The sequence below is a fragment of the Paraburkholderia sp. SIMBA_054 genome, from assembly GCF_046534875.1.
GTDB classification, from domain to species: domain Bacteria; phylum Pseudomonadota; class Gammaproteobacteria; order Burkholderiales; family Burkholderiaceae; genus Paraburkholderia; species Paraburkholderia hospita.
The window spans coordinates 20,915-42,592 of sequence record NZ_JAWRXV010000046.1 but is presented as its reverse complement, the minus strand read 5'-3'; the positions used below and the strand labels follow the sequence as shown (position 1 = coordinate 42,592).

The window sequence follows — 21,678 nt, the reverse complement described above, 5'->3', positions numbered from 1 at the left end:
CGTCAAGGCTTCGATGAAGCAAAAGCAGAAGCAGGCAGCCGCGCGCTTCACGGTCGGCATCGACCTCGGCACGAGCAATACGGTCGTCGCGTACGTCGAAACAGGTTCCGACGATATCCGCGTGTTCGAGGTCGATCAGCTCGTCGCGCCCGGCGAAGTGGCCGCGCGGCCGCTGTTGCCGTCCGTGCGCTACCACCCGGCTGCGGGCGAGCTGAATCCGGGCGATCTGCAACTGCCGTGGCCGCAAGCCACTGAACAACCGGGCGGCACACAGCCGCCCGTCATCGGCCAGCTTGCGCGCGCGCTCGGCGCGCAGGTGCCGGGGCGCCTCGTCACAAGCGCGAAAAGCTGGCTGTCGCATGCATCGGTGGATCGGCTCGCGCCGATCCTGCCGTGGGGCGCGCCCGACGACGTCGCGAAAGTCTCGCCCGTCGCCGCGAGCGCGAGCTACCTCGCGCACGTGCGCGCCGCCTGGAACACGCGCTTTCCGGCCGCGCCGCTCGAACAGCAGAACGTCGTGCTTACGGTGCCCGCATCGTTCGACGAAGGCGCGCGCGCGTTGACGCTCGAAGCCGCGCGTCTCGCGAAGCTGCCCGCGCTACGGCTGCTCGAAGAACCGCAGGCCGCGTTCTATGACTGGCTGTTTCATCATCGGGTCAATCTTCGAGAAGAGTTAAACGACACGAAACTCGTGCTGATCTGCGACGTCGGCGGCGGCACGACCGATCTCACGCTCATCAAGGTTCACATCGACGCGAGCGGCGAGCCGCAGTTGACGCGCATCGGCGTCGGCAATCATTTGATGCTCGGCGGCGACAACATGGACCTCGCGCTCGCGCGGCTGGCCGAGACGCGTCTCACGCAGTCGCAGGACGGTCAGGCCCGGCTGTCGGCGGCAAGCCTGTCGCAACTGGTCGAGCGCTGCCGCGTCGCGAAGGAGCAATTGCTCGATGCGAACGCGCCCGAGTCGGTCGCGATCACGCTGCTCGGCTCGGGCTCGCGCCTGATCGGCGGCGCGCGCACCACGCATCTGACGCGCGACGAGATCGGGCGCGTCGTGGTCGACGGGTTCTTTCCGCAGGTGTCCGCCGACGAGATGCCGCGCCGCTCGCGCGCCGCGATCGTCGAGTTCGGCCTGCCGTATGCCAGCGACGCCGCCGTCACGCGACACGTCGCAGCGTTTCTGAAGCGGCTCGCCGCGCAATCGCGCGAGGCGCTCGGCGAGGCTGACGGGAACAGCGCAGGCGACACGCTACCCGTCCCCGACACGCTGCTGCTCAACGGCGGCGTGTTCCGCGCACACGCGCTGACGCAACGGCTCGCCGACACGCTCGGCACATGGCGCGGCAAACCGCTGCACGTGCTGCAGAACGATCATCCCGATGTCGCCGTCGCGCGCGGCGCCGTCGCCTATGGGCTCGCGCGCGCGGGCAACGCGCCGCGCATCGGCGGCGGCTCGGCGCGCAGCTATTTCCTCGTGCTCGAAGGCGATCAGGGCATCTGCCTGTTGCCGCGTGGCACGGAAGAAGCGCACGAGGTGCATCTCGACGACCGCGTGTTCGCGCTGCGGCTCGGGCAGCCGGTGCGTTTTCATTTGATGTCCACGGTCGCCGATACGCGCTTCGAGCCCGGCGAACTCACCGATCTTTCGCAAGGCGATTTCATCCGCCTGCCACCGATTGCAACCGTCGTGCAACGCCAGCAGGCATCCGATGCCGACGAGCGGCCCGTGAAGCTCACCACGTCGATCACCGAAGTCGGCACGCTCGAAGTGAACTGCATCGCGACCGACGACCCTTCGCAACGCTGGCTGCTGCAATTCGAACTGCGGCGCGACGAGGCCTCTGCGACGCCCCATGAAGACGGCGAAAGCGCACGCCACGCGTCGCTCGATCACGCGATCGAACTGATCGAGCGCGCGTTCGGCGCGCGTGCATCGAATGTCGGGCCCAACGAAGTCAAGCGGCTGCGCGCGCAACTCGAACACACGCTCGGCCCGCGCGAAAACTGGGACGTAGCGCTCTTGCGCGAACTGTTCGGCGCATTGTGGGACCGCGCGAAGCGCCGGCGCCGCTCGGCGGATCACGAGCGGCTATGGCTCAATCTCGCGGGCTATTGCCTGCGGCCAGGCTTCGGCTATCCACTCGACGAATGGCGCTTCGAGCAGCTGTGGTCGATTTTCGACGACGGCATCCAGTACATCCACGAAAGCCGCGTGTGGTCCGAATGGTGGACGCTATGGCGTCGGGCGGCAGGCGGGCTGAGCGAGGACGCGCAGTTGCAGTTGCTCGACGCGATGGACTTCCTGCAAGCCGCAAGCATCAAAAAGCAGAAGCTGCCGTTCGATCCTGCCAAGGTCGGCTATGCGGACATGATTCGTGTGCAGGCGTCGCTGGAGCGCATTTCGGTGGAGCGCAAGATCGCGCTTGCGCAGAATTTGCTCGAGCGGCTGCGCAAGCCTTCGGAGAATCATCAAACGTGGTGGGCGGTCGGGCGGATTGGTGCGCGGCTGCCGTTCTACGGCAGCGCGCATGGCGTCGTGCCGCCCGAGGTCGCGCTGCCCTGGCTCGAAGCCGTGCTTGCGCTGGACTGGAAAAAGGTCGAACCCGCCGCGTTCGCTGCCGTGCAGCTGTCGCGCATGACGGGCGACCGTTCGCGCGACCTGCCCGACGCAGCGCGCGAAACGGTGATACGGCGGCTCGAAACGCTCGGCGCGGCGCCCGCGTGGATCCAGATGGTCCGCGAGACCGTCGCGCTCGATGAAGCCGACACCGGCCGCGTATTCGGCGAATCGTTGCCGGCGGGGCTGAAGCTGATCGGCGGCGCGTAGCTCAAAGCGATTGCGCGCGAGCGGGTGCGCTCGCACGTGCCTGCTGATGGAGGTGAGCTTCTTCGCCTGCGGGCTCATCGCGGCGTGCATCGGCTGTTGCTGTGACGAGCACCGCGCGACGCGTGCAGCGCGCGACCACGTCGCTCATCCGCTCTTCCCAGAAACGCCATTTCGAGCCATGCCCCGCGCCGACGACGATCATGTCCGCATCGAGTTCATCGGCGAACCGCGCGATTCTGCGGCCCACGCTGCCGCCTCCGAGCTGCACCGTGACGGCCTGCGTATGAATGTCCCATGCGTCGAGTTCGAACACTGCATTGCAGCGGCGCTCGACCGTGCGCTCCAGTTCTTCGACCATCTGTATCGAGTCGAGGCAACCGTACTCGACACCCGCCATCGCCCACCAGGGCATCGTGTCGACGACATACACGGCCGTCAGCCGTGCGCCCGTGTGGCGCGCCTTGTCGATGGCGGACTTCAATACGCTGTTGTCCGGGTTCGTGCCGACTGCTACCAGAATGTGCCTGATCATTTCGTGTGCCTCCGTCGTTACGTTGCTTCCATGTCAAGCATGATGCGACGCGAGACTTAGCGATAAATGAGCGAGGCACGGCACGCTGCGGCAGATGCGCAGCACGATTGAACTGAGGATTCGGGAGAAAGCGGATGGCGCGGAGCGCGCCATCCGTGGCATGTGACGGGACAAATGCGATTGGACGAATGCGATCAGATGATCAGGCGGGAAATCTTCGAGCCTTCCAGCGATACACCCGCCATCAGCCCGGCGTTCGTGAGCACGAACGCTTCGACGGGACTCATCGCCGTCGACGTATCGACGTTGCCGTTCGCGCCGACGTTCACGAGCGCGACCGACGCATCGACGCCTGCTGACCAGCCCTGGCTGCGAGTGAACTCGCTGAGTGCGTCATCCGTCATGAACAGCATGACGATCGCCTTCGACTGCGCGCCGATCTGCAAGCCGAACGACGCCGCCGCGATGCTGTAATAGCCCGACGTCTGCCCGCCGACGCGCAGTGCGCCCTGCCCGTACTGCCCGCCGAACCAGAAGCCCGCCGAGATCACCGAAGGGAAGACGAGGATGCCGCGCGACTTGTCGGCGAGTTCACGCGAGCCGCCGATGGTGTTGAACAGACGCGTGAGTGTTCCGTTGACGTCGGCGTCGATCGACTGGCGCTTGCCCGCGTTGGCTTCAGGCGACGCATCCGACGACGGCCCCGTGGTCGTGCAGCCCGCGAGCGCCAATCCGCTCGTAGCGAGCGCGGCCGTGGTCATGGCGATGAATCGGCGGCGTTGTATTGTCATTGTTTCTCCCTTGCTTGATGCCGTTGATGAGTCCGTTAGCGGATGTGCTGCCATCATTGCGCTTCGTCGATCCTATCCGATGACAGCGAATGCCGCGTTCGAGTTCCTTACCGCCCGCACTTCAAGCATTGGCGATGCGCTCATGCATGGCGCGGCAATGGCGCACCAGTTCGGGCCGCGACAGCACAAACGCCTTCAGCGGCGTGTCGATCTCATAGAAATAAATGTTCGCGACAAAGCCGTAGATTGCAGCGTCGATGGTCGCCGGTTCGGGGCCGAACACGAAGCCGTCATCGCCGAGCAGATCAGCCACCACCCGCAAATCGCCGATACCTCGCGCGTACACCTGATCCGGCTCGTAACGGCCGATGCCCTGATAGTGATAGCGCTGCCGGTTGTACTCGCGGGCCGCTTCGAGATCGTTCGTGGTGACGTCGGCGTGCTCGCGCAGCACGGCATCGCGAAACGCCGGCCAATAACGATCGTCGCGCCAGCGCGAATAGCTCATCGGCCAGTAGAGATCGTCGAGTGTGCGGCGCACAAGGAAGTCGAGATTCGCCTGACCTTGCGATAGCGCGCTGTCGATCCGCAGATCGTACTTGTCCTTCAGATACGCGATGATCGCGTCGCTGTCGCCGATCGTTTCGCCCTCGTCCGACAGATACGGCAACTGGCCACGCGGCGCGCGCGCCGTATCGAGAATATGTTGGTGCTCGAAATCGAGTCCGCACAGCCGCATGAACGCGTAGACCTTCAGGCCGAACGCGTTGTTGTCGGCGACACCGAACAGATCAGGGTACGAATACAGCGTCAGCATGAATGAAACCTCCGGGCGAGTGTGGTACGTGGGTATCGATTCTGCGGGCATTCTTCATGGGCAAAGCGCGGCGCCACAGGCACGTCTTTATCACCATTGCGCGCCGCAATGCGTGCGACAACCCACATTCGGGCGCCCCGTTTTTTTATTCGGTTTTAATGCGAATCGCGCTACGCTAGGTTCGTTGTCAGTCTGGAGAAAAGGGCATGACGAAGACCCGAGCCATTCTGCGCGCCATTTTCGGCGTTCACCACCATCACGACGATACTGCGAGGCGCCGCGCGGCCCGTCGCAGCGTGATGATGCGCGTAACGCTCGACGCGCAACACGTTACGCCATTGCGCCGTGCGCTGACCCGCGATTGCGCGGGCCAGCCGTGGACCATCCGCATCGCGACGCTGCCGCATACCGAGCGCGTGCAGCTCTCGCTATATCTGCCGAAAGACGCAGTGAATGGCGCGATCCAGCAGGTGACGCGCATTGCGCCCGCCGCGCAGTTCGGTCATCTGTTCGAGATTCCCGACACGCCGACGGACGGCTGGCGCGATCTGCTGCGCGCAACCTCGTGGGCGCAGGCAGCGAGCGCGTTGCGCCCCGCCAAGCCGCCCGTCAAAACCAGCGACGACGACGTCGAGACGCTCGACCGTCTGCTGAGCCCCGGCAACGTGCTGCTCGACACGGACGCCGCCAATCGCGCGGCGCTCTTCGCGCAACTCGGCGCGTTTTGCGAAACACACTATGGTGTGCCCGCCGGCCAGGTGATCCACGGACTGAACACGCGTGAAGCGCTCGGTTCGACGGGGCTCGGACAAGGCGTCGCCGTGCCGCATAGCCAGATCGCGGGCTTGCTGACGGCGGTCGTGCTGTACGTGCGCCCGCGCGTGCCGCTCGACTTCGACGCGCCGGACGCGAAGCCCGTCAGTGACGTGATCGCGCTGCTCGTGCCCGAAGGCGCGAACACGATGCATCTGAATCTGCTCGCGGATGTCGCGCAGCGCTTTTGCGATCAGCATTTTCGCGAGCGCCTGCACGCGTGCGGCAGTGCAAGCGAAGTGTGCCGGTTGTTCAGCAGCGCCGCCGAGCCGGCCGACATACCTTCACTGATGCCTCATCCTGCTGCGCGTGGCGATGCGTCCAGCGCGCGTCTGCGGGCGTGACGCTCACCCCAATCACCTTGCCCGTTCATTCCCAGCGGACTTCGTCGCGGCCCTGCAACGCCGCGACGCGCAAGGTTTCCTGAGTGCGCCGGAACACACGCGGCGGCACACTCGGCGAGTCTTCCGCGAGCCGGTCAAGGATGTCGCGCACTTCACTCACGTAGCGGCCGTCGCGCGCGCCGGTGTCGCCTGCGTAGATCGCCTCCAGCCTGCGCCGCACGGCGCCATAGCGCGCGCCCGCCGAACGATGCTGTTCGGCACGCTCCGCATAGCGCAGAAACGTCTGCAACGCCGCTGACACGGCCGCCGCGATGCTCACCAGCCCGACGACGAGCCGCACCCATCGCGAGTCTGCCGACGCCACCAGCGACAAAAACACCGTCGTCCCGACCACGGCCGACACGACCGTCACGCCGATGCCGAACATCCGGTTACGCGCGGCAAGCAGATCGGCCATGTCGTAATGGCTTTTCTGCGACTCGCGCGCGCGGCGAATCCACTTCAACAGCAACTCGTCCTCGTTGACGGGCGGCCGGTATTCGGCGCGCCCGCTCAAAGCGGGATCGGGACGCGAGCCCACACCGGCGCCCGGCTCCGCATGCGTATCGACCATCGTCATGCCCTTGCCTTCCTTTGACGAAGAGAGGCCAGCATAGCATCGCGGCTTGCACGTACGCACGGTGCGAGTGCCCACCGCGAAAGTTGGTAGGATGATGGAATCCGCAGGGGTATCGATGGCAAAGCGTGATGTGGAGTCCTGGTATCGGCCGCCGGCGGAAGAAGCGTGTCCGTTGTGTGGCCGCGCGATTCCAGCCGATCAGCGCGACGAGCATCATCTGGTTCCGAAGGCCGAAGGCGGCCGCGAAACGGTCACGCTGCACCGGATCTGCCATCGGCAGTTGCATGCGCTCTTTTCGGAGCGCGAGCTGGCGACAACCTATGCATCCGTCGATCGCCTGCTCGAAAACGAACAAGTCAGCGCTTTCGTGAACTGGGTACGCACGAAGCCCGATGGGTTTCACGAGCGTACGCGCAGCAGCCGGCGCAAGCGCTGAAACGTACCGCGCGCATCGGGCGCGTGGTGCCCGTCGTGCCGATAACAACGGAACAAGTCATGCCTGTATACGACTACGAGTGCGCCGAATGCGGCACGTTTGAAGCATCGCGGCGCATCGCCGAACGCGACGAACCTGCCAGTTGTCCCCGCTGCGGCACGTCGGCGGAACGCGTGCGGGTTGGCGCGCCGGCGTTGCTCGGCAGCGCGTCGGGCGGTTCGTCGAGCGGCCCATCCGAAGGCGAAGGCGGATATGGCATGCGGCATCGCGGCTGCTCGTGCTGCCCTTGAGCGCGTGCGAACGGCGCGGCATGCCCTCGCGCAACGCTCGCGGCTTTCGGCACGCACGGAGCGCAGCTAATCTCTAGCCGCGTCATGCGGGCTGCGCCGATTGCCTCGCGCGAAACCACTTCCCCTGACCAACGACGCCCAAAGGTTGCGCCATGCCGCTTCGCCTGCCTCCGCTGAACTCGCTGCGTTTCTTCGAGGCGGCGGCGCGGCACGGCAGCTTCAAGCTTGCCGCCGCCGAACTGAACGTGACGCCGAGCGCCGTCAGCCACGGCATCGTCGCGCTCGAAGAAGCGCTTGGGGTCGCGCTGTTCGTGCGCGAGCCGCGCAAGCTGTCGCTGACGCCTGCGGGCGAGCAGTATTTCCCATACATCGCCGAGGCGTTTTCGCTGATCGCGCTTGGCACGCAGCGGCTGCCCGACAGCCGCACGCATCGCACGGTGACGGTGAGCTGCGCGCCGACGCTCGCGATGCGCTGGCTCGTGCCGCGCCTGTTCGAGTTTCGCGCGCAGTGGCCGAACATCGACGTTTCCGTCGATACCTCGCGCCGCCAGGTGGGCTTTCCCGTCGACGGCTTCGACTTCGGCATCCGTCTGAGCCGCGGTCCCGTGCCGGGCAGCGACTGGAGCCGACTGTTCGGCGAGCGGCTCGTGCCAGTTTGCAGCCCCGCCTATCGCGACACGTTGCGCGATACACATGGCAACATCGACTTGCGCCACGCCACGCTGATTCACGTCGACACCGCGAGCGAAGACTGGCAGGCGTGGCTGGACGGCGCGGGTGTCCACGATATCGACGCGTCGGGCGGCGTGCGTTTCGACACGATCCAGCTGGCGCTCGAAGCGGCCACGACGGGCATGGGCGTCGCGATCGGCAGACGGCCGCTGGTGAACCGCGAGCTGGACGCCGGCACGCTCGTCGAAGCCAGCACGCCGACCGTCGATGCGAAGACGGCGTACTGGCTGGTCAGCGCGGAAGGCACGGACTCGCGGCCCGATCTGCAGGCATTCAAGCGCTGGCTGCTTCACGAAGCGCACGCGTTCGATGACGCTGCTTCAACGGGCGAAGCCATGCACTTTACGACGGCAACCCGCTAGACATCCACGAGCAACCCGCTCCCCCTGCGAGTGAATTTTCTTCATCTGTCGCCGAAAACTTTTCGTTTGTCGCGCCTGCTGGCTGCTGCGAGGATGCCGCCAGGAGGAAACAAAACATGTCAACGGCCAAACCCGCTTACGCAGCGCCCCTTAAAAACCCGACGTTTTACGTGATCGTCGCCGCCGCGGTGATCATCAGCGCGGCCATGGGCATCCGGCAGACCTTCGGTCTCTTCATCGGGCCGTTTTCGTACGATCGCGGCCTGCCCGTCACGCTCGTGGCCTTTGCGATCGCGCTGCACAATCTCGTATGGGGCTTCGCGCAGCCGTTCGCAGGCGCCGCCGCCGACCGCTACGGCGCCGCACCCGTCGTCGCGTTCGGCGCTACTACCTTCGCCGCGGGTCTCGCGCTCGCGGCCGGTTCGCCGTCCGGTATCGCGCTGATTGCGGGGCTTGGGCTGCTGGTCGGCATCGGTGTGAGCTGCACGACGTTCGGCGTCGTGCTGACGGCCGTCGGGCGCGCCGCGACGCCCGAGCAGCGCAGCATGGCGATGGGCATCGCGAGCGCGGGCGGCTCGTTGGGACAGGTGCTGATGGTGCCGTTCGCGCAACTGGTACGCGAAACGTCGGGCATATCGACGTCGCTCTACGCGCTCGCCTTCCTGATGCTGGTCGCCGCGCCCTTCGGCATGTTGCTCGATCGTCGCAAGGACGTCGGCACGCCGCATGTGGTTGCATCACCCGCAGCGGCCACTGTCCCGCCGTTGCGCGAGACGCTCGCGCACGCCGTGCGCCATCGCGGCTACCGGCTGCTGACGCTCGGCTTCTTCACCTGCGGCTTCCAGCTTGCGTTCATCGCCACGCACCTGCCCGGCTATCTGACCTTGTGCCACATGCCGATGGGACTCGGCGCCACCGCGCTCGCACTGATCGGCCTGTTCAACATGGCGGGCAGCTGGGCGTGCGGCTGGCTTGGCGGGCGCTTCCGTCAGCAGCATGTGCTCGGCTGGCTGTATCTGATTCGCGGGGCGACGATTGCGGCGTTCTTCCTGCTGCCGAAGTCGACGGTTTCCGTCGTGCTGTTCGCCGCCGTGATGGGCCTGACGTGGCTCGGCACCGTGCCGCTCACCAGCGGCCTGATCGCCAAGGTGTTCGGCACGCGGCATCTCGGCACGCTGTTCGGCGTCGTGTTTCTCAGCCACCAGTTGGGTTCGTTCCTCGGCGCGTGGCTCGGAGGCTACGTGTTCGACGCGACGGGCTCGTACACGCTGATCTGGGCCGCGACGGCATTGGCGGGACTGTTCGCCGCGCTGCTGCATTTCCCGATCGACGACACCGTCCACGCACCCGTCGAACCGGCGCGTGCCTGAGTTTCGCAGAGGCTTTTCCAGAGGCCAGTGTTCAGTATTGGCCATTGACGCGGACGGCTCGTGCCGTCCGCTTTTTTGTCTTTCGCCATCCCGCTCTCATGCAATCGCGGCAGCTGCTACCTCGCGCTTGCGCGTCGCGTAGCAGCGCCTGACGAACATCGCCGCCTGCCGCAGCGCCTGATTCGCTTCCGGCAGGAACGGCGCGAAACATGGCAGTGCGTGCGGCATCGCATGCCATTGCGCGACCTGCACCGTCACGCCCACGCGATTCAGGCGCGCCGCGAGCGCGAGCGCATCTTCGTACATCGCTTCCGTGTCGCTGATCTGCAGATGGATGGGCGGCAAATCGTGCAGTTCTCCGCGCGTCGGCGACACATACGGGTCCCACGCGCTCGCGTCGCCGATATACATCTGCGCGGCATGCTGCATCGCCACGCGCGTCGTTGGCCCTGTGCCGCGCGCGGCGCGCCATGTCGTCGTCAGATCGGCCCACGGCGAGAACAGCACGGCGCCCGCAGGCAATGCCTCGCCCGCGTCGCGCAACGCGGCCAGCAACGCGAGCGCCAGCCCGCCGCCCGCCGAGTCGCCCGCGACGACGATCGAATTCGCCGCGATGCCGCGCGCGATCAACGTGCGGTACGCGTGCAACGCATCCTCTAGCGCGGCAGGAAACGGATGCTCGGGCGCGAGCCGGTAGTCGGGCGCGAACACGGGCGCGCCGCTATGCGCGGCGAGCGCAGTCGTCACCGCGCGATGGGTCGCCGACGATCCAAAGTAATAGCCGCCGCCGTGCAGGTACAGAATCGCGTTCGCGATGGGTCCGGGTCGGGTCGACGGTAAAGTCCACAGCCCGTCGAGATCGCCATCGCGCACCCTGCGCGAACGCGGATTGAGAAGCGCCGCGAGCCACGCGCCCGGCAACGAGAGCCGGTGCGAGCGCGCGCGCACCCGCGCGACATCGGGCGCGGCCGCGCAGCGCGCCCGAGCACGCTGCCCGACGAGCAGCGGCATGGCCATGAGAACGGCACGCGCCTGCCAGCTTGCGGCCATGCGAGCCGCGAGGCCTTCGATAGCCGGATGGTTCGACATGGCCGCGCCTCAGCGTTGCATCGAACCAAAACCGTCGCCCCAGCCGGCACAACGCGGATAGCGCACACGCGCGCCGATGCGGCACCGCGAAGGCTGCATACGGTAAGCGCGCGCGGCATAGACGGGCGCGCGCTGGTTCGCACACGCGGCGCCTTGCGGCGTGCAGTCGATATGCACCGCGATCCGCGTGCGGGTGCTGGGATCGTACATATCAAATGCGGCCGGTGTGTGGTTGAACGCATCGTTGCGCTCGACAACTACGTTAACTTCTGGAATGCCTTTCATCGCTCTCTCCTCGCCGCGCGTTTCAGCGTGATTGCTGTGCGGTTGAGGAGATTGTGTCGATGCAGAGTGAGGGGAGAATGAGGACGCGCGGCGCTCAGGTTTTCGGCGCTTCGCCGAGCATGACGGTCCAGCCGAGGCCGCGTACATTGCGGATCACCGACTGCCCGAACTTCTTGCGCACCGAGTGAATGAGCACGTCGACAGCATTGCTCTCGACTTCCTTGCCCCAGCCGTACAGCTTGTCCTCGAGCTGGTCGCGCGACAGGATCGTGCCGGGCCGTTCGAGAAACGCAAGCATCAGCGCGAACTCGCGCGCCGACAATACCGACGACACCCCGTTGCAGCACAGCGTGCGCTTATCGAGATCGAGGTTCAGCGCATCGTCGCCGAGACGCGACGACGCGTAGCCCGCCTTGCGCCGCAACACGGCGCGCATGCGCGCCATCAGCTCGGGCACGTCGAAGGGTTTGAGCACGTAGTCGTCGGCGCCGACGTCGAGGCCCTGCACGCGCGCTTCGAGATCGTCGCGCGCCGTGAGGATCAGCACCGGCACCGTGTTGCCCGCCGCGCGGGCCGACCTCAGCAGTTCGATGCCGCCCATGCCCGGCAAGCCGAGATCGAGCAGGACGACGGTATATTCGGCGGCAGCGATGGCCGCGCTGCCCGCATTGCCGTCGCGCACCCAGTCGACGCTGTAGTCAGCGTCCTGCAGCGCGCGCATCAGACTTTGGCCAATCTGCAGATCGTCTTCAACCAGTAGCACTCGCATGATGTCGTGTCCACAGCAACGAAGCGTTGTCGTTGGCCCCAGCGCAAGGACCGATCAGCCGCACGGCGTGCTGCGCACTGCGCGCCGGTTTGCGATTCCGGGCCGTGGCCGCCGGCGCGCCCCACTCCCGCGCACCAGCCAGATCGCATGATAACCGAGCCTGCACAGGCTAAACCGTTCGGTATCGACGACAAAAAAAGGCCGACTGCATACGCAGTCGGCCGAAGGATTCTGGCGTGCACCGATCGCCGTGCCAGAACCAGAGGGGCCTGCTCCAACAGTTCCCATCTTAGGCACGGAGAATTAGCAACGAATGAGCGGCTGACCGCGCCGCGAGCGGCACCGCGTTTGTGGCACCGCTTATTGCACCGCTTACGGCACCGAGGGAAAACCGATCGATGCGACGATCCCCGATTGCCCATCCGCACGGTTGCGCAGGCTCGCCTCGCCGCCGTACCGGTTCACGATAGCCTGCACGATCGACAAACCGAGCCCGCTGCCCTCGATCTGCACATTGGCCCGGAAAAACCGGTCGAACACGCGCGGCAGCAGCGCCTCGTCGATGCCCGGCCCGTTATCGATCACTTCGATCCACACCTTCCCGTCGCGCACCTGGATGCTGAGATCGACCTTGCCGCCATCGGGCGTGTAGCGGATCGCGTTGCTCACCAGGTTGCGCAGCGCGATGCCGATATCGGCGTCGTTCGCGCGCACAAAAGCGCTCGTCATCTCGTCGGCGCCGATGTCGATGCCGCGCTGCATCGCGATCGGCAGGACTTCGGCCACGGCGTCGACAACCACCTCCGACACGTCGACGCGCGTCAGCGTGTCCGGTTTCATCGCCGCATCGGCGCGCGCGAGCCGCAGCAGCTGCGCAATCATCCTGCCGCTGCGCCGGATGCCGCTTTGCAGTTCGCGGAAGCGCTCCTGGTTGCCGGGCGCGATATGCGGCTGCAGGTTGTCCGCCTGCAACTGCAATGCGGTGAGCGGCGTGCGCAGTTCGTGCGCCGCGTCGGCGATGAACTTGCGCTCGCTCTCGATGGACTGTTCGAGCCGCTCGATCATCTTGTTGATCGACAGGATGAACGGGCGTATCTCCGTCGGCACGCCCGAGGTCGACAGCTGCTCGAAATGCGCCATGTCGATGGCCTGTACCTGTCTGCCGAGCCGCGTCAGGCGCCTCAGCGCGCGCCGTACGACGAGCAGCACGGCGATCCACACCAGCGGCACGAGCACGATCATCGGCCACAGCGTATTCAGCGAGCGCGCTTCCGCGAGGTCCTGGCGCACCCGCGAACGCTGTGCGACCTGGACGACCATCGACGGCTCGCGCAGCGTGTAGATGCGCCAGCTCTCGCCGTTCACCATCGCATTCGTGAAGCCCGGCTCGGCCTCGCGCGGCAACGGGAGTGAGGGGTCGGTCGAGCGGTACGGCGTATCGATGCCGTCCTTCCAGACCGTGAGATAGACATCGCGCTCCGGCTGCGAGCCGCGTGCGGGCGTGGTGGGCAGCGCATCGGCGAGGCCGCTGTGATACAGGCGCGTGGCCACCTGTTCGAGACGCAGATCGAGCAGCGCGCTCATGCCGGCTTTGGCAAGCTGCCATGAGCTGATGCCCTGCACCACGCCGACGACGCTCACCAGCACACAGAGGGCGAGCACGAGTTGATTTCTGAGGGAGCGGATCTTGGGCATGGACATGGTCTGATGCGTGCCGTCCGGTAAGAGTTGTGCAAACGGGATTGAACGCCAGGGCTGACGTGCCGCGATGCATTGACGGTCGGCGGCGCTTCGTTGTTGGCGAGCCTGTCGGCGAGCCGATTCTACACCGCACTACACGCTCTTCTGGTTGTAGAGACAATGATGCGGGCGCGCAGATTTCTCTGCGCGCCCGCGGTTTAAATCGATCGGATTGCCGGGTTTGGCGGCCCTTCAATGTCCGACGTAAATCGACTTCATCCCGACATCGTATTGAGGATGGAAGGCCGCTCCGCCTTGCGATGCGCCGTCCGCGACGCCGCCATATCCGTCCGCGTGCTGTGCGTCGAGACGCGCCTGCGCAGCTTCGAGGTTTGCTGGATAGTGCGCCTTGTCGCCAATCGGGTTGAAGCCCGCGCTTTCCAGTTGTGTGAGTTGCGCCTCGACTTCGGCACGCGAGACAGGTGCCGTCGTTTGTGCAAACGAGGCGATGGGCAGTGCGAGCAACACAGCGACTGCAGCGGTCTGAATCAGCGTTTTCATGATGTTTCCCTCCGGGTTATTGGCTCGATGAGCCTTGCGATGAAGTTCATCGTAGAGATCGAAAATTAGAAATAAATGAGCGCCCGTTCCGGCGCGCTCCTCGCGTGCCTAGCGCCAGTAGCCATAGCCGTAATAGCCCCGGTATCCATAGTGCGGATGCCCCCAGTAGCCGACTACGACGGGCGGCGCGTACACAGGCGGAGGCGGCGCGTAATACACGGGCGGCGGCGCATACACAGGGTACGGCGCGACGGAGACGACGGGCATGACGGGGACGACAGGCGCAACCGGTCCAATCCCGACGCCGACGAACACGTGTGCCTGCGCGGCGCTCACCAGTCCCAAGCCGAGCAATGCGGCGACTGCAATGTGGCGAATCCCTTTCATGTTGTTCTCCTGGACATTCGATGGCGTATCAGTGATGCATCGGTTGATTCGCATTCTGTGCGCCGATAGTGAGCAAAGAATTAGCCTCCAGATCACGCTCGAAAATCGTTATGGCACACCGTGACATAACGGTTAATCGCATGCCCGGCGCACTCATTTCCCGCTAATTCATCGCGCCTACGATTCATCCCGTCGATGCAGCGCCATGGTCGAAAGCGACGAAACGGCAAGCAGCACAAAGCCCGCGCATCGCAGTCACGCAGCCGTGCGAATCCCATTTTCGCCAGCGCATTTCCTTATCGCACTACTGAAGGAGCACATCATGTTCAACCAGCTCACACACCGTCTTGGCACGCTGTTCACGTCCTCGCGCGACAGCGAACGCGAAGCGTGGCTCGCATCGTCGACCGATCTCGCCGATCTCGAACGCCGCCAGCGCATGCTCGACGACAGCAGCTATCCGTTTCACGTGAATTCGAACCTCGCGCCGCGCGACTGGATTGCGTGATGCACCCCGCAGCCAATCGAATCGAAGTAAAGGAGATCTGAAATGCGTCACTATCGAAGCGACAGTCCCGAGGCTGCGGCCCGCATCGTGGCCGCCTGCCTGCTGTCGGACGGACACGTCGGCGTCGACGAGCTCGAAGCACTGGAGCGTTACGGGATGGAAGCGCGGCTGAAGATGCACCGCGGACAACTGCTCGTCGTCATGCAGCAGATGTGCGAGGACCTGACGTCGACGGCCTATCTGAACTGGGGCGACACCTGCCGCCTCGACCCCGCCGTGATTTTCTGTCTCGCGCAGGACGTCAGGGACTGGCGGCTGCGCCGCGAAGTCATGGCGCTGTGCAACGAAGGCGCACACGCGGACGGACATCTGTCCGAAGGCGAAGCGGCGTTCATTCAACTGTTGCGCGCGGCGTGGCAGATGCCCGAAGCGTACGACGTGCACGACACGCGGAGTTTGCGCCGCAAACTGAAGCTCGTACCGATTCAGCCGGGCTGAACGCCCATCACTTTCTCTCAACCCACTGCGCTTTCCCGCCGACGCATCATGTGCCGAGGCGGGAAAGCGCTTCACGCATGGGTTCGACGGATACCCTGACGATGCCGTCGAGTGGTGTATCCCGCTGTATCCAATTCCAGCCGCTAGCCTGCGTGCCGCTCGCATAGCACGAAACCGCCTATCGATAGCGCAATCCGCCTGGACACCTTCGCACGAAATGTCAGTTCTCTTTGCGCGAGCGCGCTGCTTGAATGAACGTTCCCACTTACACGGAGACGTCAGATGTCGAATACGCAAGCGGGTTTCGCCCCATCGAACGCAGGCACGATCGTCACGCAAGCCGCGCACGCTGCACCTGAAACGCTCGATCTGCGCCGCGTCGCCGGCCGTATCGGCGCGGAGATTCGAGGTGTCAGGCTGTCCGGCTCGATCGACGCGCAGACCTTCGATGCGATCCACGCCGCGCTGCTGAAGCACAAGGTGGTGTTCTTTCGCGGCCAGCAGCATCTCGACGACACGGAGCAGGAAGCGTTCGCGCGGCGCTTCGGCGAGACCGTCGCGCATCCGACCGTGCCATCCGTCGATGGCAGCCATCATCTGCTCGAACTCAATTCGCAGCATGGCGGACGCGCGAACTCATGGCATACGGACGTCACGTTCGTCGACGCGTATCCGAAGATCTCGATCCTGCGGGCAGTCGTGATTCCGCCGTATGGCGGCGACACGGTCTGGGCCAACACGGCCGCCGCTTACGAAAACCTGCCCGAACCGCTGCGGCGTCTTGCCGACACGCTCTGGGCGCTGCATACGAACGCCTACGACTACGCGTCGTCGCACGTGAACGCCGACACCGAGCAGCTCAAGCGCTACCGCGAAGTGTTCACGTCGACGGTCTATGAAACCGAGCATCCCGTGGTGCGCGTGCACCCGGAAACGGGCGAACGCTCGCTCGTGCTAGGTCATTTCGTGCAGCGTCTGAAGGGACTGTCGGCGGGCGACTCGACGCATCTGCTGCAGACCTTCCACGATCACGTCACGCGGCTCGAGAACACGGTGCGCTGGAACTGGACGCAAGGCGATGTCGCGATCTGGGACAACCGCGCGACGCAGCACTACGCGATCAACGATTACGGCGACGCGCATCGCGTCGTGCGCCGCGCGACAGTGCACGGCGATGTGCCCGTGAGCATCGACGGGCGGCAGAGCGTGGTGCTGCGGGGTGCAGGCGCGACGCTGCAGTGAGCGGCGCGGCGCGCTTGCCGGCTGCCTGCAAAGGCTAGAAGTCGCCGCGGCCGATCGTCGTCGGCTGCACGGTGCCGCCCGGCAACGCATATAGCGTGATGCTCACGTTGGTCGCGTCGACGCTGTTGCCGGCGGCCTGTTCGTTGACTTCGAAACCTTGCGACTTGTACAGGCCGCCGTCGTCGAGATTCTGATAGCGGACGTCGTACGCGCCCGGTGCGACGCCGATCAGCGTGAAAGTCTGCCCAGCGGGAACGAAGAAATGGCGCACCGGCTGGTCGAATACCGACGCGTTATAGACGAGCTTGCCGAACACGTCGAATCGGTTGACGGAGTTGTCGACCGTCACCGAGGAATGCCCGCCCGCCGCGCCGACGGGCATGCCGTCGAGATACGACGCCGTCGACGGCCACGGCAGGCCGTTCGGCGCGAGCGTGGGCCTCACGAACAGCGCATGCGAGGCTGAAGCGCTGCTCGTGACGGACCCGTCGCTGGTCCACGGCGAGGTCGCGGCCTGCGCCGACGACATCGCCGCAAGCCCACGCCGTTTGCCATCCGACGGCGAGGCGTCGTCGGAGTCGGCTTGACTGCGCGTACCGTATGGCGAACCATAGGACGAGCCATGCGAAGACGTGTTGCGCGTGAACGGCCACGGCGTCGTCGATTCCGAAATCGCGACGTAGCCGAAGAATGCGCAGACGCCGATCGCCGTCCAGCTTCGCAGCGAAATCTTGCGCAGTGAAAAACCGGATGCCGCGCGCGGCTTTCGCTTCGTGGCGCGCGGATCGACATGCGCGTGCGACGTCCATGCGCTCGAATGGGTCTGCGAACGCGGCGGGACCTCGCGCCGGGTCTGGGTGGCGGCCGCCTGCCAGTTCGTCCGCTGGGACGCCGACGCCGACTGACGCGGCGGCGGTTGCGGCGCAGCCGCTTCGGCCGCTTCGCGTTCTTTACGCGCGAGCCATTCGTCGTGCTCCTTGCGTTGCACGGGGTCGCTCAGAACCGCATAAGACGCGTTGATGATCTTCATCACCCGCTCGGCATCGGGATCGTCGATCCGCCGGTCAGGATGATATTTCTGACTCAAAGTCTTGTAGGCCGCGCGGATCACCTCTTGAGGTGCGTCCCGCGAGACTTTCAGATTGTCGTAGTGGCTGTGAATCTTCACGCCCTTCCCCGATTGCCGTGCTGGTCTTTTGTGATGATTCTACGCGAGCGCCGACGCGCCGGCCGCTCGCGAACGCGGCCGGAAGCCGGCTTTTCTATCGCCGTTGTGGGCCAGGCCGCATTTCGCGCGGCGCCCGGCCGTATTGCGTTGCGGCATGCGCCGCGCCGTTCAGGCCGTTTTCTGGTCCTGCATCCGGACGTCCGCTTCTGCCGTCGTTTCGCGGCACGCTTGCTGCTCGTTCCAGATCTGGCTGTCCGGGAACCAGAACGCGCCTTCGCGCGGCGGCACGGCGAGTTTAACCGGTAGCGACAGATTGAACATTTTCGACCAGGCGGACAGATACGACGGCGTCTTCACCAGATACCCGCAACTCGCGAGCAGAAGACTCGCGACCAGCGCCTCGCGTCCGATCGCCAGTCCCGGATGACCGCTGAAGTGTACGGGTGTGCCGCCCGTTGCGAGCAGCTTCGCGGGCGCGACGCTGACGGGCACGGGAAAGTCCCATTTGACGAAGTAATCGAGGAACGCCTGCTCGTCGCTCGACACGAAAATGTTTGTCAGTTGCGGCTCTTCGGCGAGTGCCGTCTCGACGAGACGGCAGAACGCTTCCCACGCGATGGTATGCGCTTCGGCCTTCTTGTCGGTGCCGCGAAAATGCACGCCGAGCGTCGACGCGCCGATGCCGAGCCGCCTGCGGATCGCGTCCACTTCGTAGCGGATCGGCGCAGAGGGCTGGTAGTGCGAGCGGAACAGCGCGCTGGCGTGCCGCAGATCGAGCCTGGGCTCATACCGGCGACGAAACCCGAGCCCGCCGAGATCTCTCACGACCGAAGTGCGCACCCGCACGCTCGACGAGGGCAGCGGCACCGCGCCAATGGTGTCGAAGTATTCGGAGAACCAGTCGACCTTGCCTTCGGCGTCGCCGTAAATCCCGCCGCGCGCGGAAATGAGCGGCGTGAGGCGCTTTTCTTCGCAATACATCAGGATGAACAGCACCATCTGCATCACCGAAAAGAAGCCGGAGTGCGCGCGAATCTCGATCGCAAAGTAGCCGCGGTTCAAACGTTGTTGCGCGTGCAACGTGATGCGGCCCGGCGTGCTGATCGAATGTTTGAAGCCTTCGCTGCGTCGGATGTGTCTCGCGATGTCGATCAACTTGTTCAACATGCCACGTCCCTCTCATGCGCCGGGCAGCCCTTCCCGGCAAGCCGTCTGTGTTCGAAGAAATCAGGCACGTTGCGGCGTGGTGCGCGACGGGAGCGAGGCGTCCATCATGCAGGCAGGTCCTGCCGCGCCTCGTTCCTCATAGCTATCGGGCCGCTTGCCCGATGCAATATCAGCCAGCAAATAGACGTGTTGCGTCACGCGCCATCTTATCGGGCATGAACGCGATGGTCGAGCGTCGCAAAATAGACTGTGTGCGAAGTCATACACTCGGCGCTTCGCGCTGCTAATGGTATGAAGTTATCGGGCTGCGGGATGGCCTATATCGGTTGTCGTGAACACCGCGACGGCTTCGCGCAGCGAGCGCGCCTGCTCCGCCATCGACTGCGCGGCCGCCGACGCCTGCTCGACGAGCGCCGCGTTCTGCTGCGTGACTTCGTCCATCTGCGTGACGGCGAGATTGACCTGCTCGATGCCCGTGCTCTGTTCGTTCGACGCTGCCGAAATATCGGCGATGATGTTCGTCACCTGCTGCACGGAATCGACGATCTCGCCGATGATGCCGCCTGCGTCCCGCACCAGGTCCGCACCCGCCGCAACGCGCGTCGACGACTGCTCGATCAGCGCCTTGACTTCCTTCGCGGCCGTCGCGCTGCGCTGCGCGAGCGCGCGCACTTCGCCTGCGACGACGGCGAAGCCGCGTCCCTGTTCGCCCGCGCGCGCCGCTTCGACAGCCGCGTTCAGCGCGAGAATGTTCGTCTGGAACGCGATGCCTTCGATTACCGCGATGATCTCGCCGACCTTCGACGAGCTTTCCGAAATGCCCGCCATCGTGTCGACGACGCGCCGCATCACATCGCCGCCGTGCGTCGCCGTGCCCGATGCTTTCTCCGCCAGCGACGCCGCGTGGCTCGCATTGCCCGCGTTCTGCCGCACGGTGCCCGTCAGCTCTTCCATGCTTGCCGCCGTTTCTTCGAGCGACGCCGCCTGCTCCTCGGTGCGCGCCGACAGGCTCAGATTGCCCGCCGCGATTTCCGAACTGGCCGTCGCGACGCCGTCCGCGTTGCGGCGCACCTTGCTCACCACCTTCGCGAGGCTCGCCTGCATGTCGGCGAGCGCGTTCAGCAGTGCGCCGATTTCGTCGCTGCCGTGTTGCTCGATGCGAGTCGTCAGATTGCCCTGCGCGACGCCGCGCGCGACTTCCACGGCGCGCGTCAACGGCGACGTGATCGAACGGCTGAAGAGGAACGCGCCACACAAACCGGCTATGAACGCCACCAGCATCAGCACGAGGCTGATCGCGGCGGCGCGGCGCGCGTCGTCGGCGGCTTGTGCCGACATCGCCGCCGTGTTCGTCGCGATCTGCTGGACCGCCTCGCCGAGCAGGCGCGCGGGCTCACGGTCGACGCCGGCGACCGCCTTGTCGCCCGCCGTCGGCTCGAAGCCGGCCGCCTTGAACGCTTCGAGGCCCCTCCGATAGCCGCCGCCCATGTCGACGTGCGCGGCCGCGAACTGCTCGACGAGCGTGCGAGCACCCGCATCGTCGAGCGACGCGAGCAGTTCTTTTGTCTGCGAGTCGACGATCCGCTCCCGCGTCTCGAACGCGGCCCAGCCCTTGTCGAACTTTGCCGGGTCCTTGCCGCGCAGCAGGATGTCCTTCCACTCCTGCACCTGCAGCTTGAAATTGACGAGGATGTTCGCGGCCATCCGCTCGTTCGCGACATGCACGCGCACGAGGTCGTTGTATTCGTCGATCGAGCGGTGCATCGAATAGAGGCCATACATCGCGCCCGCGAACATCAGGAACAGCGCAGCGGCGAAAGCGAGAGGAAGCTTGAATGTGAGTTTCATGAACGATGAGGAGAGGACGCGCCGCCGTCGAGGGATGACGGTTGCTCCGCCTGTTACGGCCTGTTCATCGTCTTTTGAACCCCGCCCCAATATTTGGGAAGAAATTTCCGCTGATATCGTTTTCAGCGGGAAGCGACTGCCCGTTGCACCCGCGTGTCGAGTGCAGGCGGCACCGGAAAGCGGGCTGTGAGATCAACCTTTCATGTCGACCCAGATGCGGCCCCAGGCGGTCGCGTACCTGAGCGCCTGCTCGCCGTCGTAGAAGTAGTCGAGCGCGTTGAAGATGCGGGCCGGCAGACCCGGCTTTTCGATGATCAGATCGGCCGCGTGCAGGCCATCGTCGCGAATTGCGGCGCTGGCTTGCAGACGATAGCCACGGTGTGTGGTCAGCATGGGAATAGTCATGGGTGCGTCTCTGGCTTCAATCGGGATAGCTGGCGCTACGCGCGGCCGACGCCGTGCTTCACGCCCGTCCCGATTGCTCTCAGGCCAGGATTCGCATTATCGCGATGCCCCGTTACTGTTCAATGACGGCCGGCG

The 21,678-nt window shown here is 65.2% G+C and carries 23 protein-coding genes; 9 read left to right on the top strand and 14 right to left on the bottom strand.

Annotated elements, in window-relative coordinates; all coding sequences use genetic code 11:
• Positions 1–13 precede the first annotated feature (13 nt).
• A complete protein-coding gene (locus SB822_RS38980) occupies positions 14–2,830 on the top strand; it encodes an Hsp70 family protein (protein ID WP_410857129.1) in 2,817 nt (938 codons plus the stop codon).
• A 1-nt stretch (position 2,831) separates the two neighbouring features.
• On the opposite strand, the gene SB822_RS38975 is transcribed toward SB822_RS38980, so the two are convergent.
• The 3 genes from SB822_RS38975 to SB822_RS38965 form a co-directional block, all read right to left on the bottom strand.
• Positions 2,832–3,362 (bottom strand): universal stress protein, encoded by a 531-nt coding sequence (locus tag SB822_RS38975; protein WP_114222722.1) that lies wholly within the window; start codon positions 3,360–3,362, stop codon positions 2,832–2,834.
• A 194-nt stretch (positions 3,363–3,556) separates the two neighbouring features.
• Complete coding sequence (locus SB822_RS38970) at positions 3,557–4,147, bottom strand: YSC84-related protein (protein ID WP_035537161.1); 591 nt, start codon at positions 4,145–4,147, stop codon at positions 3,557–3,559.
• A gap of 127 nt (positions 4,148–4,274) precedes the next feature.
• Complete coding sequence (locus tag SB822_RS38965) at positions 4,275–4,970, bottom strand: glutathione S-transferase family protein (protein WP_410857128.1); 696 nt, start codon at positions 4,968–4,970, stop codon at positions 4,275–4,277.
• A 206-nt stretch (positions 4,971–5,176) separates the two neighbouring features.
• Between SB822_RS38965 and SB822_RS38960 the strand changes: the two genes are divergently transcribed.
• Positions 5,177–6,127, top strand: coding sequence for a PTS sugar transporter subunit IIA (locus SB822_RS38960; RefSeq protein WP_410857127.1), 951 nt, complete (start codon positions 5,177–5,179; stop codon positions 6,125–6,127).
• Positions 6,128–6,152: 25 nt separating this feature from the next.
• On the opposite strand, the gene SB822_RS38955 is transcribed toward SB822_RS38960, so the two are convergent.
• A complete protein-coding gene (locus tag SB822_RS38955) occupies positions 6,153–6,746 on the bottom strand; it encodes an SLATT domain-containing protein (RefSeq protein WP_007589781.1) in 594 nt (197 codons plus the stop codon).
• Positions 6,747–6,861: 115 nt separating this feature from the next.
• Between SB822_RS38955 and SB822_RS38950 the strand changes: the two genes are divergently transcribed.
• The 4 genes from SB822_RS38950 (at position 6,862) to SB822_RS38935 (ending at position 9,936) form a co-directional block, all read left to right on the top strand.
• Positions 6,862–7,182 carry an HNH endonuclease gene (locus SB822_RS38950; RefSeq protein ID WP_410857126.1) on the top strand — a complete coding sequence of 107 codons (321 nt, stop codon included), beginning with the start codon at positions 6,862–6,864 and terminating at the stop codon, positions 7,180–7,182.
• A 59-nt stretch (positions 7,183–7,241) separates the two neighbouring features.
• A complete protein-coding gene (locus tag SB822_RS38945; protein WP_007589778.1) occupies positions 7,242–7,472 on the top strand; it encodes an FmdB family zinc ribbon protein in 231 nt (76 codons plus the stop codon).
• A 152-nt stretch (positions 7,473–7,624) separates the two neighbouring features.
• Positions 7,625–8,566 carry a transcriptional regulator GcvA gene (gene gcvA, locus SB822_RS38940; protein ID WP_007589777.1) on the top strand — a complete coding sequence of 314 codons (942 nt, stop codon included), beginning with the start codon at positions 7,625–7,627 and terminating at the stop codon, positions 8,564–8,566.
• Between the two features lie 116 nt (positions 8,567–8,682).
• Complete coding sequence (locus SB822_RS38935; RefSeq protein WP_410857125.1) at positions 8,683–9,936, top strand: MFS transporter; 1,254 nt, start codon at positions 8,683–8,685, stop codon at positions 9,934–9,936.
• A 96-nt stretch (positions 9,937–10,032) separates the two neighbouring features.
• Here the strand turns inward: SB822_RS38935 and SB822_RS38930 are convergent, their stop codons facing one another.
• The 6 genes from SB822_RS38930 to SB822_RS38905 form a co-directional block, all read right to left on the bottom strand.
• On the bottom strand, positions 10,033–11,025 hold the full coding sequence (locus SB822_RS38930; protein WP_410857124.1) for an alpha/beta hydrolase: 993 nt from the start codon (positions 11,023–11,025) through the stop codon (positions 10,033–10,035).
• A 9-nt stretch (positions 11,026–11,034) separates the two neighbouring features.
• On the bottom strand, positions 11,035–11,310 hold the full coding sequence (locus tag SB822_RS38925) for a hypothetical protein (protein ID WP_007589774.1): 276 nt from the start codon (positions 11,308–11,310) through the stop codon (positions 11,035–11,037).
• Between the two features lie 94 nt (positions 11,311–11,404).
• Positions 11,405–12,079: a response regulator transcription factor gene (locus tag SB822_RS38920; RefSeq protein ID WP_007589771.1), complete on the bottom strand. Its 675-nt coding sequence runs from the start codon at positions 12,077–12,079 to the stop codon at positions 11,405–11,407.
• Positions 12,080–12,451: 372 nt separating this feature from the next.
• Entirely contained in the window at positions 12,452–13,780 is a 1,329-nt protein-coding gene (locus SB822_RS38915; protein WP_410857123.1) for an ATP-binding protein, read from the bottom strand.
• Positions 13,781–14,011: 231 nt separating this feature from the next.
• Entirely contained in the window at positions 14,012–14,320 is a 309-nt protein-coding gene (locus SB822_RS38910) for a DUF4148 domain-containing protein (protein WP_410857122.1), read from the bottom strand.
• 108 nt (positions 14,321–14,428) lie between these two features.
• Entirely contained in the window at positions 14,429–14,707 is a 279-nt protein-coding gene (locus SB822_RS38905; RefSeq protein WP_410857121.1) for a hypothetical protein, read from the bottom strand.
• A 322-nt stretch (positions 14,708–15,029) separates the two neighbouring features.
• Between SB822_RS38905 and SB822_RS38900 the strand changes: the two genes are divergently transcribed.
• The 3 genes from SB822_RS38900 (at position 15,030) to SB822_RS38890 (ending at position 16,955) form a co-directional block, all read left to right on the top strand.
• Entirely contained in the window at positions 15,030–15,215 is a 186-nt protein-coding gene (locus tag SB822_RS38900; RefSeq protein ID WP_007743850.1) for a DUF3563 family protein, read from the top strand.
• 42 nt (positions 15,216–15,257) lie between these two features.
• Positions 15,258–15,713, top strand: coding sequence for a TerB family tellurite resistance protein (locus SB822_RS38895; RefSeq protein ID WP_007589762.1), 456 nt, complete (start codon positions 15,258–15,260; stop codon positions 15,711–15,713).
• A gap of 282 nt (positions 15,714–15,995) precedes the next feature.
• Positions 15,996–16,955, top strand: coding sequence for a TauD/TfdA dioxygenase family protein (locus SB822_RS38890; RefSeq protein ID WP_410857120.1), 960 nt, complete (start codon positions 15,996–15,998; stop codon positions 16,953–16,955).
• Positions 16,956–16,989: 34 nt separating this feature from the next.
• Here SB822_RS38890 and SB822_RS38885 read toward each other — a convergent pair whose 3' ends face one another.
• The 4 genes from SB822_RS38885 to SB822_RS38870 form a co-directional block, all read right to left on the bottom strand.
• A complete protein-coding gene (locus tag SB822_RS38885) occupies positions 16,990–18,123 on the bottom strand; it encodes a J domain-containing protein (RefSeq protein ID WP_410857119.1) in 1,134 nt (377 codons plus the stop codon).
• A gap of 168 nt (positions 18,124–18,291) precedes the next feature.
• On the bottom strand, positions 18,292–19,290 hold the full coding sequence (locus SB822_RS38880) for a hypothetical protein (RefSeq protein ID WP_410857118.1): 999 nt from the start codon (positions 19,288–19,290) through the stop codon (positions 18,292–18,294).
• 297 nt (positions 19,291–19,587) lie between these two features.
• Entirely contained in the window at positions 19,588–21,138 is a 1,551-nt protein-coding gene (locus SB822_RS38875; RefSeq protein WP_410857117.1) for a methyl-accepting chemotaxis protein, read from the bottom strand.
• Positions 21,139–21,330: 192 nt separating this feature from the next.
• A complete protein-coding gene (locus SB822_RS38870) occupies positions 21,331–21,543 on the bottom strand; it encodes a hypothetical protein (protein WP_007743864.1) in 213 nt (70 codons plus the stop codon).
• Positions 21,544–21,678: the final 135 nt, after the last annotated feature.